The following is a 13,847-nucleotide window of genomic DNA, read 5'->3' as shown; positions in this document are numbered from 1 at the left end:
TCTCCTGTCCAAGATATGCCTCTAGCGCACTGTTTTGGGACGGTGCAGGCGGGAGGTGCGAGGAAAGTTATATGGGGATCGCGCAGGGTGGGGTTGCCGCCCCTTCTCAGCTAAGCCGTCAGCATTTCACGGTGCGGATGCCGGAGCCGGCCAATCACCTTTTGGAGGTGGAACTACAGATCCAAGAGGTGGATCCAAAAGTACCTCTGCAACTGCGGCTGCCGGTGTGGACGCCGGGATCCTACCTGGTGCGGGAATATGCCCGCCATGTGCAAGAGTTTCAGGCAGCAACGGAGCAAGGGATCCCTTTGGCCTGGCGGAAGGTAGATAAGCACACTTGGGAGATCGAGCCGCCCCGCTGTTCGGCTGTCGCGATCCGCTATCGGGTCTACGCCTACGAGCTGACGGTGCGCACCAACCATTTGGATCTCACCCACGCCTACTTCAACGGGGCGGCGCTCTTTCTCTACGTGCCCGGTCGCGAGCGGGAGCCCTACACCTTGACGATAATCCCTCCCAAACCCGACTGGCACGTCGCCACCAGTTTGCGACCTTTGAGGTCTTCTTCTGAGGATGCTGCTTCCGGCCAGTCTTTTGTGGCGGCAGACTACGACGAGCTGGTGGATAGCCCGGTGGAGGTGGGCCTGCACCAGTTGCGGTCGTTTGCGGTGGAAGGGATCCCTCACTACTTCGTGGTCTGGGGAGCGGGCACCCTAAATTTGGAGCAAGCGGTGGCCGATGCCGAGAAAATTGTCCGGGCCACGGCGGCGTTTTTTGGCGAGCTGCCCTACGACCGCTACTGGTTTATTGTGCATTTGTCAGCCGGGGGATTTGGCGGCCTGGAGCACAAGTACAGTGCCACCCTCAATTATTCTGGACTGGAGCTGCATCAGCCCCACTCCTACCGCCGCTTTTTGGCGCTGCTGGCCCATGAGCTTTTCCATGCTTGGAACGTCAAGCGGCTGCGCCCTCTGGCTTTGGAGAAAATTAACTACAACCAAGAAAACTACGTGGACTGTCTGTGGTTTTGCGAGGGGGCAACCAGCTACTACGAAAATGTCATCTTGCTGCGGGCAGGGATCCTCAGCGCCGAAGATTTTTTAAAGATCCTGGCCGAGCAAATTGGCCGGCTGCAGCGCACTCCAGGTCGAGCCGTACAATCGCTGCGAGAATCCAGTTTCGACGCCTGGATCAAGCTCTACCGTCCCCACGAAAATAGCCTCAACAGCCAGGTTTCCTATTACCTAAAGGGCGCTTTGGTCTGCTGGCTGCTAGATCTGCACATTCGCCACCTCTCAGGGGGGCAGGGATCCCTGGACACGGCCCTGCGGGATCTGTGGCAGCGCTTTGGTCGGACAGAGAAAGGCTACAGCAACCAAGACTTGCAAGAGGCGTTTGAGCGGGCAGCCGGCGCCGATCTCAGCCCCTTTTTCGCCGCCTATGTGGACGGCACGGAAGAGCTAGACTACAACGCCTACCTCCACCCCTTTGGCCTCACCCTCAAGGTTCACTTCAGCCGACCCAACCCTCCCCCCTACCTGGGCCTCAACTTCAACGGCGAAGGCAATCGCATCAGCGCCGTCGAGATGGGATCCCCCGCTCAAAAAGCCGGCATCTGGGCTGGCGACGAGCTGGTGGCTTTGGATGGCTTTCGGGTAAGCGCCGCCACCTTTCCGGAGCGCCTGGCAGCCTATCAGCCCCACCAAACCATCTGTCTTAGCGTCTTCCAAGGCAATCAGTTAAAGCACTTTTGGATCCCCTTGGATCCACCCCGCCCGGATGTGTACACCCTCGAGGCCTTGCCTGAGCTCACTCCCGCCCAGAAAGCGCTCCAGCAGGGCTGGCTGGGATCCCTTCTGGCTCAAGAGTAAGCAGGAGGTAGCAATGCTTTAAAATCTTCCTAGCTGTTCACAACTCCTGAGTTAGGTTAAAGAAAATAGGATTAAAGAAAATAGGATCAAGGGAAGATGACTCTGCTTTTAGGTCTTCTAATTGGATTGGCTATTGGTTTCTGCCTGGGCGTTTATACCTGTAGGCTCACTCAAAGAGCTAATAGTCAGTTACTGGATGAGATTCTAAGAAAGTTACAAGCTGATCTTGAGGGCTTCAAACTTCATATCTCAGAAAGTCTGTCCGAAAGTTACCAAAACTTCCTTCAGCATTTAGCTGAGTACAGAAGTCAGCTAGTTAAGAACATAAGTAACCAGCAGAATATCCTGAGCAGGCTATTAGAAAGTACAGAAAAAATTTCCCAGAATCTAAGCTCAAGTTCTAGCCTTCAAAAGACGAAGGAAACTAACGAGCGAACTGCTGGCGCGCGACTCAAGAGTTTGCCGCCAGGGACGATTAGCCGTGAACAGGTGAAAATAGGGGTATTTCTGTGGTCTAGGAACATAAGGATGAAGAACCTGATCCCATCTAGTAAAAAAGCCGATGCAGAAGGAAAACTCGATAACAAGCTGAACTGGATATCAAACCTTATGGGTCAGAGGTACTCGCTGATCGAGAAGCTTTACAAAGAAATTAAATCTGGCATTGGAGAAGAAAAGGCCTTAACTCTTTGCTTAAAAGGCAACTCCCCGGAAGTGATAAGTTATAGCTGCCAACTTGCTTCCACTCTACATAAGGTTAATTTCTTAGAGGAATATAACTACTCAAAATCCTCCAAAAACCTGAGGGTAAAGCTAAGCAAGTCTCCAGAGGCAATCAAGTTCCTATCTGGAGATTGGCTGGAGAGATATGTCAAACAGCAACTGATCAAGTTTGCTAGAGAGCAGGGACAGAAGATCGATTTTTCCTACATCGCAAATGCGGAAGTTACTTTGCCCAACGGTAGCGACTTTGAGATCGATCTCTTCTTCCACATTAACAACCGATTCTACTGGATAGAGTCGAAGACCGGCAGCTATAGAGACTGTATAGAGAAGTACTCTTGGCTCGCCTCCAAAATGGGTCTCGGCCCAGATCAAGTCTTTCTGGTCTTGGCAGATGTTGATCAAGAGACGAGAAGTAGGATCTACTCCTCCTATAATCTTTCAGCTATTAGTGTCGAGGAGGTTGAGTCTCTGCTGTACAGAATTGTGAGGAGGTAGGCCCAGTCTAAGCTACCACCTTGACAGCCTGCTCCATACACCACCAGGGATCCTCGGCAAAAGCCGGCATGGGCGTGCTGCCCGCCTTGCCCAGAATGGCCAGCCTGACTTCTCTATCCAGACGGGATCCGGAGCCATAGGGATCGTCAGAGGGGGGCTCCAGCCTTTGTCCTAGAGGGGGCATTGCCATAATGCCCGGCTGCATGCCAGTAGCGCTGACCCAGATTTTGAAGCGATCCACCGCCGTTTCTGTGTCTTCGGGCAGTTGCATCTGGAGCAGATAGCGAGGGCCAGAGCCAACTAATACGCTTTCGCTGGGGCGCAGGCGGGCAGGAGAGTCCGGCTGGTAGGGATAGACTAAACCGACGCTGCACTGCCGTTCGTCAAAGACTGTTACATAGACGTGCACCGGCGTAAGGGCCCTGTTGCGCAGGGCGATGGCGAGGTTGCGGCCTGCTTGAATTTGCACCTGGCCTTGGGGATCCCGCGGCAAAGGGCTAACTTCAGCAGGGCTAGAGCCACTGGCCGGCGTTTCCAGTTGCAGAAACTCTACTTCCAGAACACTGCTCAGAGCATCGCTGGCAGGTTGCAGGTTGAGGAGGTTGTCGAAGGCGGCCACATGTTCCAGCAGCCGCACCAGCTTGCGGGGCAGAGCCTGTGGCTTTTTTACCGGGATCCGAAAGGCTGCCAGCGCCACCTCTTCCTCCCGTCGGTAGAAGTGGTAGATGGCATCTGGCAGCATCTCTACCCGCAAGTCCGCTGCTTCTGGGTCGGTGTAGGCTAGAAGCGGCGAGGCCGGCAGAGCCGCCAGCAACTCGGCAACAGGCATTTGCGCTTGGCTGGGATCCGCACAGGTGAAGGCCACCCGCAACGGCTGAAACCGGACGGCAGACATGGGCGATCCTCAGAAAAAATCTCGTGATCCAGATCTACCGGATCCGCAGACCCAGCTCCAGCTTTGCCCTGTGCTGTAACGGCAAAGCATGGCAACGCATCCTGAACCAATCGGGCGTTCGCTTCAGCAGCGCGGAGCGCCTACGCTTGGGGAGAGATGCCTCACTGCCGGCATGGTGAATTAGGGACTAGCCACTGGCTAGCTAAGTGCGCTCGTAGAACCCAAAACTAGGAATCCCTACCCTTTAAGGCAGGGGGCAGGTCAACCAATTCTGAAGGGGTACCCATTACCTCGAGGGAAGTGCTTGCTTTCTGCCAAAGCAACCCGCTATGCTACCGCCCAGATTGAGGCATCCTTCTGTGGCAAGTCAGCAGCTTCGAGTCTATGTCCCCTCTCACCCGCTCATTAAGCACTGGTTAGCTGTGGCTCGCGACGTGGAAACCCCCACGCCCTTGTTTCGCAGTGCTCTATCGGAGCTGGGCCGCTGGCTGACCTACGAGGCGATGCGGGATTGGATCCCAACTCAGGCGGTGCAGGTGCAAACTCCTCTGGAACCTGCTGCAGCAGAAGTTATCGCCCCCAACACGCCGCTGGCCATCGTGCCTATTTTGCGGGCTGGGCTGGCCCTGCTGGAAGGCTGTCAGTCCCTCTTGCCCCAGGCACGGATTTTTCATGTGGGCCTGGTGCGGGACGAAAAGACGCTGCAGGTGAGTTGTTACCTCAATCGCCTGCCGGAGCGGATCCCGGAGCAGATGCGCATTCTCATCCCTGAGCCGATGTTGGCTACTGGCGGCACCTTGCTCTGGATCTTGGACGAGCTGAAAAAACGGGGAGCGGATCCCAGCTTAGTGAGAATTGTGAGCGTCTTGGCTGCTCCGCCGGGGCTGCAGCGGCTGGGATCCCATTACCCGATGGTGCAAATTTTCTGCGCCATGATCGACGAGCGGCTAAATGACCGGGGGTTTATCCTGCCCGGGCTGGGGGATGCTGGGGATCGCGCTTTCGGCACCTGATCCCTCAAAGGAATCGCGAGTCAAGAGGCTTGCTCTGCCGCTAGTATCGGCTGGGCACGGCAGCAGAGTGTAACATTTGGCATCAATTGCCCCAATGCCGCTCTGGGTGCTTCACTCCTCCAGAAGGTGGCCAAGAAGGGCACGTTGAATTAAACCTCTTCACTTCTGTCAAGGCTGTTGGATGATGGGAATGCTGGCCGCTTGAGCCCCAAGCCCGCCTCAGGGATCCGGCTTGCGCTCCTCGGGCTAGAGGCCGTTTGATCTGGCTAATTGACTGCTGCCAGCGCCTTTTCCTTTCCTGGGCTTATGCGACTTGTCCTCAGCAGTTTGGATGGCAGCCTCTTAGATCCCCAGTCCAACAGCTATGGCGCTGCCCGACAAGCTTTGGCGGCTTTGGAGCGCCGCTCCATTCCCTTAGTGCTCTACAGCCTGCGTACCCGCGCCCAACTGGAACATCTGTGTCGACAACTGCGCCTGGAGCATCCCTTCATCTGCGAGGACGGCTCCGCTATTTACGTTCCCGAACATTACTTTCCCGCAGGCATTTTGGACGAGCGCTGGCAACACCGCCCTCCCTACTACGTGTGTGCCCTGGGATTGCCCTACCCCTGCTTGCGCCACATTTTGCAACAGGTGCGCCAAGATTACCACTTGGATCTCATCGGGTTCGGGGATTGGACAGCCTCGGAGCTAGCTGCCGCCACTGGGATCCCTTTGGAGGAAGCAGAACGGGTGCAAAAGCGGGAATATAGCGAGATTTTCAGCTATTCCGGGGATCCAGCAAGGCTGCGAGAAGCCCTTGCCCAACAAGAGGCCACCCTCACCCAGCACTTGTTACGGCTGCACCAGCTCCACTTCTCCGACCCCTCGCGGTGGTATTTGACCGGCTGGAGGCGGACAACCTTAACCTCAGAGCCCAGTTCCCTACCAGGAGAACAGGCGGTGCGGCTGCTCCTGGATTGCTACCAGCGGCATTTGGGCCCTGTCAGGGCCTTGGGCATCGGCTGCTCCCCCCCAGATTTGGCTTTTTTGCGGTGGGTGGAGCGGAAAGTAGTGCTTCCCAGCCCAATTGCGGATAGCCTCTGGAAGGAGGCCGTTCGCCTCGGCGGGCCAGAGGTTCAGACCCAGTGGCAACTGGCCCGGCTCCCCGGTCCTGAGGGGTGGAACGAAGTGGTGTTGAGGTGGCTGGAGGAAACCGATCATGGGGATGAATAAGCAACAAACCGGTGGACGGACTGCTCCCTTGGGCCTGCGTGTGGTGGGATGCCTGCTGAGTTTGGCGCTAGGACTGCCTGCCTCTGCCCAGCCGCCTATGAATCTGCTCACCGGGGAGCCGACAGTGGCCCAACTCAAGGAAGATGCAGCCCGCTACCTGCAGATGGGCTTTCACACCCTAGCCATCAACGCCTACCGGGCCGCCCTTGAGCTGGAAGACAAAACCAAAGTTCTCCCCAGCGAGCGGGATCCCGACGTGCCTTTTAACCTTGGCCTGATCTACGCCCGCCAGGGCAACCTCCCAGAGGCGCGAGCTGCCTTCCAACGTGCCGTAGAAGTGGATCCCACTAGCTTTAAGGCACGCTACCAATTGGCTCTGGTGGATCTTAAGTTAGGGAACCTGGTAGCGGCCAAGGAGCAGCTTACCCTCTTGGCCCATGCTGCCCGCAGCAATCCCGAAACCTACAGCCACATCCAGTCCCTGCTGGCCCCCCTGGAGTCGGTGCCCTTGCCCAACCAGCAGGCCAGCAACCCGCCTCGCCCTCCAGCCGCTGAGCCAGAAGCAGCCAAGCCTGCGCTCGAGCCCGAAAGGGACAAGACAACCACTCCACGGGCAGCCGCCTCGAAAAAGCAGCCAGAAGAGGAGAAGCCTCTCTCGGCCTTGCAACGGCTACGTCGGCGGGAGTTGGACTAGTCCAAACCGGGCCCAGACAGCTACAGCTTAGGAAGGAGAGCTAACCCCCCCCCGAGAGCTACTGGGAGTGGAGCTTTCCCCAGCGCGCTTGACACTTAGGGCATAAAAAAAGGCTGGTATTAAACAGCACTTTTCAAGCTTGCAGGAGCAGCAGTAGAATCCTGCTAGCAAGGCAGCAGAGGCGGGATCCCTTCATGAAAGATTTCTATAGCGAGCTGGAGGTAAAGCCCGACGCGACCTCTGAAGAAATCAAAGAGAGCTACAGGCGGCTTGCCAAAGAGTATCATCCCGATCGGCTTCCTCCCGGTACACCGGAAAAGGCCCGACGGTACATTGAAGAAAAATTTAAGTCCCTTCAAGAAGCCTATTCAGTGCTGAGTGATCCCGTAAAGCGGAAAGCCTACGATTCCCAGAGGCTTTCCCAAACGAAAGGAAACGAACGTGATCTAGGTCTAAAAGCCAAACCAAGCTACAGCACACAAGACGGCAGCACTTGGCCGTTTGACCCTGACAAGATACAGAAAGCTGCCGAGGAGATAGAGCTGCGGAGGCGAAGGATTGAAACCAACTATAACCAGAAAATAGAGCAAGTGAAGTCAGAGCTAAAGAGAAACCTTATTTTAATCGGCATTAAGGAAGAGGATGCCAGAGTTGACTATACCTTCCTTACTAGAGACGAAAACATACAGAGCTGCTTTGTCTTTTTGTTTTTGGGCTTGTTGGCTTTCTTAGGAGGCTGGGGATGGATTGGTGCTATACTCGTACTCATTGCTTTGGTATCCGCTTGGTCGGCATTTTTTGAATCTGGGTATAGTAAAGAGCAAGTGGAAAAAGCCAAAAGTCTCCAAGAAAGGGCAAAGTCAGAAATAGAACTGCGCGAGAAAGAAAAAAGCTCAGAGCTCTCTCAACTGACGCTTTACTGCAGGAGCAGGATCGACTACTTTAAGAGTCTCCCCCTTGAGTCTTTATCCCCTGAGTTTATAAGCGGGCTTAGCGGAGAGGATCAACTCTTCCTGTTGACAGCGATAAAGGAAAGAGCCGACGCTGAAAAGCTAAAGGAGGATCTGAAACTAGCAGCTGGGATCGCTGTCGGTATTGGCATATTAGCCGTCTTGTTTGGTTTGGGCGGCGGATTCTACCCCCATTGATCCTGCTTCCTAAGCCGGCAGGAGCAGTAAAACTTTGGGGTCTGGATCCTCAGACGAGTTTTTTGGCGGCAAAACCAGACCTTGCCACTCTTGGTAGCTGAGGCCAAGCCGAGTCATTTCAGTGATTTCGTATCTGTAGCCTTCCAGTCTCCTGTCCAATTCGATCATGGACTGGGCAGCCGCTATAACCTGATTTGCTCGACTGATGATAGCTTCTCTCCAAGGAGGATCCCAAACTATGCGATCCAAGACTGTCCACCAGCTTGGATCAATCAAACGTGGGGCAATGAGGGCAAGGATAGCATTCTTAGATCTTGTCGGCATACTATCAAAATAGGATTCAATGCTTTGTGCGCTGAAAATATCTGGTCGTATATATTTGTCAAACAGCTTATCCACATCCGATTCACCCTTTACATACTTGAGAATCTCCACGACGCTTGATAGGCTAACTCCTTCTTGGTAAGCCTTGTGAAGATATACTGAAGGTTTCGTGGTCAACAAAAGCTCGACATACTTTCTAATACGAGGTCTTAGAATCTCCTCTGCCTCCGCCAGGCGTTTCAGAGCTATCTCACGCTCCTCCATCTCTAGGTAGCATTCAATCTCTGTAACATAGACTAAAGATAGGATTAAGATGTACTCGCAAGCCAAAATGCCGTCGTTCTTGTTCCAATTGGAATCCCACGCAGCTAGATAATAGTGCTCAGCCTCAAGCAGAGGCTGAATGACCTCGGTTACCAATCGCTTCCTGTTGGTCGAAGAAGACATCTTCAAAGCTATTTCTGCAACGTCGATAGCAGACTTAGCTTTGGCAAGAAGCGATCTATCTATGGATTCTCGAAGACTTTCTACGGATGCTTGAAGACTTTGGATTCGAGAATCGATTTGATTGAGTTTAGAGGTAACGACTGCAAAGTCTACGGCAGACAAACCCAAGTTAGTTAGACCAATAGCAGCATTGAATTTGGTTAAGCCTAAGACAGTGTTTAGTTTACCTCTAGTGTCAATTAGTCTTAGGTTGATCTGCCTCAACTGAATGTTGGCAATAATCCCGTTGACTATGTCCACTGCCGGGATGCAATTGCTAATGCTATCTGCGAGTGTCAAGCCTCCAGTTTCTCTCAGCCAGGCCACCACCCGCTTAGAGGCCACTTCTCGCACCACGCCGCCTACGCCTCGTAGGTTCCATTCTGCAGGCCTTTCAGGATGGCTTCGGGGATCTCGAGGATGACTTGCTCGGCAACCATGAGTCAGGAGCTCCCTGCGTTTGCTGCCGTCAAACTAGCACAGAGAAAACCTTCTGAAAATACTTGTACTTGGAGAGTTCGCCAAGGTTTATTCTCAGTTACAGGGGCAAGAGCCTAGCATAGAGATCTAGCCCTCCTCGCTGTTGCGTTGCCGCCATGTCTGAGCCTGCCGGTCGTCTGGTTTGGAACCACTCCACCCACATTTCCGGGCTGATCCCTGTTCTGGAGCGCCTGACTCGACAACCTGGCATTAAAACCGTAACGCCAGGTGCTCTGTCTTGCAGTCGCGGGCGGATCCCGCAGTTGCAGTTGCGGGTTTCCGTGCCCATTCGAGGGGGCTACAAGTTGGTGGCCCGCAAGGGCAGCAGCGTGCAAGAGGTCTTCGTGGTTACCGACCTCAGCCAGTTGGAGCTGGAAGCAGCGATTCGCCGCTGCTTGGAGTAGATTGGGGTTTTCTTGGCAACGCAGTCCTGCTTTGGGCGCGCCATGTCCCGTGCTAGCCTCAAGCCCGCCCGCATTAGCGCTGTGGTGCCCGGATCCCTGGCGGCAAAGGTGGGCATTCGGCCAGGGGAGGCCCTGGTGAGCATCAACGGCGAGAAGCCCCGCGATCTCATTGACTATCGCTTCTTGTGTGCCGATGAATATCTCTGCCTGGAGATCCTGGACAGCCAAGGGATCCGGCGCATCGTCGAGCTGGAAAAAGACATCGATGAAGATCTGGGGCTGGAGTTTGAGACGGCTTTGTTCGATGGCCTCATCCAATGCACCAACGCCTGCCCCTTTTGCTTCATCGACCAACAGCCCCCTGAAATGCGGGCAACGCTGCACCTTAAAGACGACGACTACCGCCTCAGCTTTCTCTACGGCAGCTACCTCACCCTTACCAACTTGACCGCTGCCGAATGGGATCGCATCGCCCGCCTGCGCCTTTCCCCCCTCTATGTCTCGGTTCATGCCACGGAGCCGGAGCTGCGCAGCCGCCTGCTCAAAAACCCGCGCGCCGGTCAGATCCTGGAGCAGTTGGCCTGGTTTCGCCAACACCGCCTGCAAGTGCATGCCCAGGTGGTGGTCTGCCCGGGCTGGAACGATGGAGAGCACCTCACCCGCACGCTCTTGGATCTGGCCGCTTTTCGCCAACCTGTCGAAGGGATCCCAACCGTCCTCTCGGTGGCGGTGGTACCGGTGGGGCTGACCCGCTTCCGCCCCCCCAATGACGAGCTGATCCCGGTGGATGCCGCCAAGGCGGCGGAGGTGATTGCGCAGGTAGAAGCGCTGCAGGCGCAGTTTCGGCAAGAATTGGGGTCCACCTTTGCCTGGCTGGCCGACGAGTGGTACTTGCTGGCAAATCGAGAATTGCCGCCGGCAGAGCACTATGAAGATTACCCCCAACTGGGGAATGGAGTGGGATCCCTGCGCCTGTTCTTGAGCGAGTTTGAGCAGGTGCGGCTGCCGACTGGGATCCCTTCTCCTCTCAAAGTTCTCTGGGTGGTGGGCAACGCAGTGGAGCGAGCCTTTCAGCCGGTGGTGGAGCGGATGAACAGCATCCCCAGGTTGCAGTTGCATCTTCTGCCCATTGCCAGCCAATTCTGGGGACAAACCCTGACGGTAACCGGACTGTTGACGGGGCAAGACATTCTGGGCGCTTTGAAATCGGTTGAAAACTTGGCAAGTTACGACGGCCTGCTTTTGCCCCAGATCGCCCTCAAGGATGGGGAGCGCTTTTTGGACGATCTCACCTGGCAAGAGTTGCAGGCCCAAGTGGGGATCCCGGTGATGCGGGTGGATGGGGGCCCGGCGGGCTTGCTGCAGGCGGTGCAGCGGCTAGGATCAAGGGCGACCTCGAGCGGGACGCTGTGAGGCTATGCAGCGGCTACAGCGAGGGTTGGTTCTCTTGCTTTGGGCGGGGCTGGGGATCCTGGCCATCACAGCTTTGGCCTCTTTCTATGTCGATCTGGCCTGGTTTGCCGAGCTGAATGCCCTGCCGGTGCTCTGGACGCGGGTGCTGGCTCGCTGGGGGCTGGGCCTGGGCGCCTTTGCCTTTGCCCTGGCGGTGGTGGGATCCAACATCCGCGCCTGCTGGCGGGGGGCAAGCACAGCCGGGGCCTGGGCGATTGCCCTGGGGTTGAGCGGCAGCTTGGCCTGGTCTCTTTCTCAGCACTGGTTCGCGCTGCTGCTCTGGTTGCACCAAGTCCCTGTCGGCGAGTCCGATCCAATCTTCGGTCGCGACCTGGGCTTTTTTCTTTTCGGCCTGCCCTTCTGGGAGACGCTGCAGCAGTGGTGCTTCAACCTAGTGCTGCTCACTTTGATCACGGTGGCGCTTATTTACCTAGTGGAGCTGGGGCTATCGGAGCAGCGGCTGACGCTGGCTCTGTCTTTATTTGCCCAACGGCACCTGCTGATCTTGGGGGGAGCTCTGTTTTTGCTTCGTGCCTGGGGCCATTGGCTGGAGCGCTACGAGCTGCTCTATTCCACCCGCGGCGTCGTCTTTGGCGCCGGCTTTGCCGATGTGCACGCCACTTTGCCAGCTACCACGTTGATGAGCGGGGTGGCTTTCCTGACAGCAGTTGGCTTCTGGGCTTTGGCCCGCCAGGGGATCCGATTCAACCTTCCCTTGTTCAAGTCTTGGTGCCCTGCCTGGGCCAGTTCCCTGCTGGCGCCGGCCCTGCTCTGGGGGGCCTACCTGGGGTTTGGGCTGCTGACCACCCGGCTTTACCCGCAACTGCTGCAAACCCTTTTGGTCACGCCCAACGAGCTGGAGCTGGAGCGCCCCTACATCGAGCACAACATCCGTTTTACTCGCGCCGGCTTTGGCCTGGCCGAGGTGGAGGTCAAGCCCTTCCCAGAAGAGGGATCCCTGACCTGGGAGATCCTGCAGCAAAATCAATCCACCCTGCGCAACGTGCGTCTTTGGGATACAGAACCCCTCTTGGCCACCTATCGCCAACTGCAGGAGATCCGCCCTTACTACCAATTTCCCTATGTGGATGTGGATCGCTACCGCATCGGGGGAGAGCTGCGCCAAGTGATGCATGCAGCGCGCGAGCTGGACTTTGCCCAGGTACCACCGGCTGCCCAAACTTGGGTTAACCGGCGCTTTTTCTACACCCACGGCTATGGCCTCACCCTCAGCCCAGTCAACGTGGTTACTGCTGAGGGGCTGCCGGACTTTTTCCTATCGGATATCCCACCGCGGGTTTCCCCCCGCTATCCAGAGGTGGCGCAGGTGCTGCGGGTGGAGCAGCCGGCCCTCTACTACAGCGAGCTGACCACCACCGACGTGTTCGTGGGGGCCGAGGCGCGTGAGCTGGACTATCCCGCTGCCGATCGCTATGTCTACAGCAGCTACCGCGGCACGGGCGGCGTGCCCATCCCCCACCTCTGGCAACGGCTTCTCTACGCCTGGCACTTCCGGGATCTGCGCATCCTTCTCAGCCGCGAGCTCTCCCCCAGCACCCGCTTCCTCTATCGCCGCCAAATCCGGGAACGGGTGCGCCAGGTGATGCCCTTTTTGCTCTACGACCAGGATCCCTACCTGGTAATTCAAGGGGGCAGGCTCTACTGGTTTTTCGATGCCTACACCACCAGCAGCCGCTACCCCTACTCGGAGCATCTGCCCGGCTTCCCCTTCAACTACATCCGCAACTCTGTCAAGGCGGTGCTGGACGCCTACAACGGCAGCATCGACTGGTACATTGCCGACCCTTGGGATCCCCTCATCCAAGCCTACGCCCGCATCTACCCCACCCTGTTCAAGCCGCTAGAGGCCATGCCGGAGCCGCTGCGGCAGCACATCCGCTACCCCCAAGATCTCTTCCGGGTGCAGGTGCAGCAATTTGCCACTTACCACATGACGGATCCCCGTGTTTTCTACAACCGGGAAGACCAGTGGCAGATCCCCAACCAGTTCCGCAAGCGGCGGCGCCTGCCCATGCAGCCCCAGTACCTCATCCTCACCTTGCCAGAGGATCCCCAAAAGGGATCCCCAAACCAGCCCGAGTTTGTCTTGCTTTCTCCCTTCACCCCCCTCAACAAACAAAACATGGTGGCCTGGATGGCGGCCCGCTGCGATGGGGAAAACTACGGCAAGCTGCTGGTGTACGAGTTTTCCAAGCAGCGCCTCATCTACGGCCCAGAGCAAGTAGAGGCGCGGGTCAACCAGGATCCGGCCATTTCCGAGCAAATCGCCCTCTGGAACGAACACGGGTCGCGGGTGAACCTGGGCACCCTGCTGGTCATCCCCATCGAGACCTCGCTTCTCTACATCCAGCCCCTCTACCTGGAGGCAGAACAGGGCCGCCTGCCCCAGCTCACCCGGGTCATCGCTGCCTACGAAGACCGGGTGGTGATGGAGCCCACCCTCAGCCAGGCTCTGGAAGCCCTCTTCTCCCCCACCGGCAGCCGCCGCTCCAACCGCTGAGGCCGGGATCCCTTCTCAGATTTCTAAGGGTAGTTGACAGAACTTAACGGATGATTTAAGGTTAGGTTGTCAATCTTCGCGCTTCCTCAGGGAAGTTTGCCATCATGACCACTGTTATCCAAC

General features: G+C 56.5%; 11 protein-coding genes. 9 read left to right on the top strand and 2 right to left on the bottom strand.

Annotated elements, in window-relative coordinates; all coding sequences use genetic code 11:
- Nucleotides 1-71 precede the first annotated feature (71 nt).
- Complete coding sequence (locus tag ACVWXC_RS02600) at nt 72-1,871, top strand: M61 family metallopeptidase (RefSeq protein WP_457391017.1); 1,800 nt, start codon at nt 72-74, stop codon at nt 1,869-1,871.
- 96 nt (nt 1,872-1,967) lie between these two features.
- The gene (locus ACVWXC_RS02595; RefSeq protein ID WP_457391019.1) at nt 1,968-3,092 is read left to right on the top strand and encodes a hypothetical protein; all 1,125 of its coding nucleotides are present in this window, start codon (nt 1,968-1,970) and stop codon (nt 3,090-3,092) included.
- Between the two features lie 7 nt (nt 3,093-3,099).
- Here ACVWXC_RS02595 and ACVWXC_RS02590 read toward each other — a convergent pair whose 3' ends face one another.
- A complete protein-coding gene (locus ACVWXC_RS02590; protein WP_457391021.1) occupies nt 3,100-3,987 on the bottom strand; it encodes a hypothetical protein in 888 nt (295 codons plus the stop codon).
- Between the two features lie 329 nt (nt 3,988-4,316).
- Between ACVWXC_RS02590 and upp the strand changes: the two genes are divergently transcribed.
- From upp to ACVWXC_RS02570, 4 genes are all read left to right on the top strand, one after another.
- Nucleotides 4,317-5,000, top strand: a complete 684-nt coding sequence (gene upp, locus ACVWXC_RS02585; protein ID WP_049749761.1) for a uracil phosphoribosyltransferase — start codon at nt 4,317-4,319, stop codon at nt 4,998-5,000.
- Nucleotides 5,001-5,306: 306 nt separating this feature from the next.
- Nucleotides 5,307-6,215: an HAD hydrolase family protein gene (locus ACVWXC_RS02580; RefSeq protein ID WP_099813378.1), complete on the top strand. Its 909-nt coding sequence runs from the start codon at nt 5,307-5,309 to the stop codon at nt 6,213-6,215.
- A complete protein-coding gene (locus ACVWXC_RS02575; protein ID WP_228375243.1) occupies nt 6,208-6,909 on the top strand; it encodes a tetratricopeptide repeat protein in 702 nt (233 codons plus the stop codon). The genes ACVWXC_RS02580 and ACVWXC_RS02575 overlap by 8 nt, the downstream gene beginning before the upstream one ends.
- Nucleotides 6,910-7,103: 194 nt before the next feature.
- Complete coding sequence (locus ACVWXC_RS02570) at nt 7,104-8,057, top strand: J domain-containing protein (RefSeq protein WP_099813111.1); 954 nt, start codon at nt 7,104-7,106, stop codon at nt 8,055-8,057.
- 9 nt (nt 8,058-8,066) lie between these two features.
- Here ACVWXC_RS02570 and ACVWXC_RS02565 read toward each other — a convergent pair whose 3' ends face one another.
- Entirely contained in the window at nt 8,067-9,224 is a 1,158-nt protein-coding gene (locus tag ACVWXC_RS02565) for a hypothetical protein (protein WP_457391025.1), read from the bottom strand.
- 239 nt (nt 9,225-9,463) lie between these two features.
- Here ACVWXC_RS02565 and ACVWXC_RS02560 point away from each other — a divergent pair, with 239 nt between their 5' ends.
- From ACVWXC_RS02560 to ACVWXC_RS02550, 3 genes are read left to right on the top strand one after another with little or no spacing between them, the layout of a single operon-like run.
- Nucleotides 9,464-9,751 (top strand): DUF2103 domain-containing protein, encoded by a 288-nt coding sequence (locus tag ACVWXC_RS02560; protein WP_011430637.1) that lies wholly within the window; start codon nt 9,464-9,466, stop codon nt 9,749-9,751.
- Nucleotides 9,752-9,793: 42 nt separating this feature from the next.
- Nucleotides 9,794-11,164 (top strand): TIGR03279 family radical SAM protein, encoded by a 1,371-nt coding sequence (locus tag ACVWXC_RS02555; RefSeq protein WP_457391027.1) that lies wholly within the window; start codon nt 9,794-9,796, stop codon nt 11,162-11,164.
- A gap of 4 nt (nt 11,165-11,168) precedes the next feature.
- Nucleotides 11,169-13,724: a UPF0182 family membrane protein gene (locus tag ACVWXC_RS02550; RefSeq protein WP_457391029.1), complete on the top strand. Its 2,556-nt coding sequence runs from the start codon at nt 11,169-11,171 to the stop codon at nt 13,722-13,724.
- Nucleotides 13,725-13,847 lie beyond the last annotated feature (123 nt).

Source organism: Thermostichus sp. OS-CIW-20 (genome assembly GCF_054061455.1).
Note: the sequence above shows the minus strand (reverse complement) of the source record. Positions and strands in the feature narration are given on the sequence as shown.

What these genes read in the sequence shown, in the direction of transcription:
- ACVWXC_RS02600 (WP_457391017.1), top strand. Translation starts at nt 72, where the DNA reads ATGGGGATCGCGCAGGGTGGGGTTGCCGCCCCTTCTCAGCTAAGCCGT.
- ACVWXC_RS02595 (WP_457391019.1), top strand. Translation starts at nt 1,968, where the DNA reads ATGACTCTGCTTTTAGGTCTTCTAATTGGATTGGCTATTGGTTTCTGC.
- ACVWXC_RS02590 (WP_457391021.1), bottom strand. Translation starts at nt 3,987, where the DNA reads ATGTCTGCCGTCCGGTTTCAGCCGTTGCGGGTGGCCTTCACCTGTGCG.
- upp (WP_049749761.1), top strand. Translation starts at nt 4,317, where the DNA reads ATGCTACCGCCCAGATTGAGGCATCCTTCTGTGGCAAGTCAGCAGCTT.
- ACVWXC_RS02580 (WP_099813378.1), top strand. Translation starts at nt 5,307, where the DNA reads ATGCGACTTGTCCTCAGCAGTTTGGATGGCAGCCTCTTAGATCCCCAG.
- ACVWXC_RS02575 (WP_228375243.1), top strand. Translation starts at nt 6,208, where the DNA reads ATGAATAAGCAACAAACCGGTGGACGGACTGCTCCCTTGGGCCTGCGT.
- ACVWXC_RS02570 (WP_099813111.1), top strand. Translation starts at nt 7,104, where the DNA reads ATGAAAGATTTCTATAGCGAGCTGGAGGTAAAGCCCGACGCGACCTCT.
- ACVWXC_RS02560 (WP_011430637.1), top strand. Translation starts at nt 9,464, where the DNA reads ATGTCTGAGCCTGCCGGTCGTCTGGTTTGGAACCACTCCACCCACATT.
- ACVWXC_RS02555 (WP_457391027.1), top strand. Translation starts at nt 9,794, where the DNA reads ATGTCCCGTGCTAGCCTCAAGCCCGCCCGCATTAGCGCTGTGGTGCCC.
- ACVWXC_RS02550 (WP_457391029.1), top strand. Translation starts at nt 11,169, where the DNA reads ATGCAGCGGCTACAGCGAGGGTTGGTTCTCTTGCTTTGGGCGGGGCTG.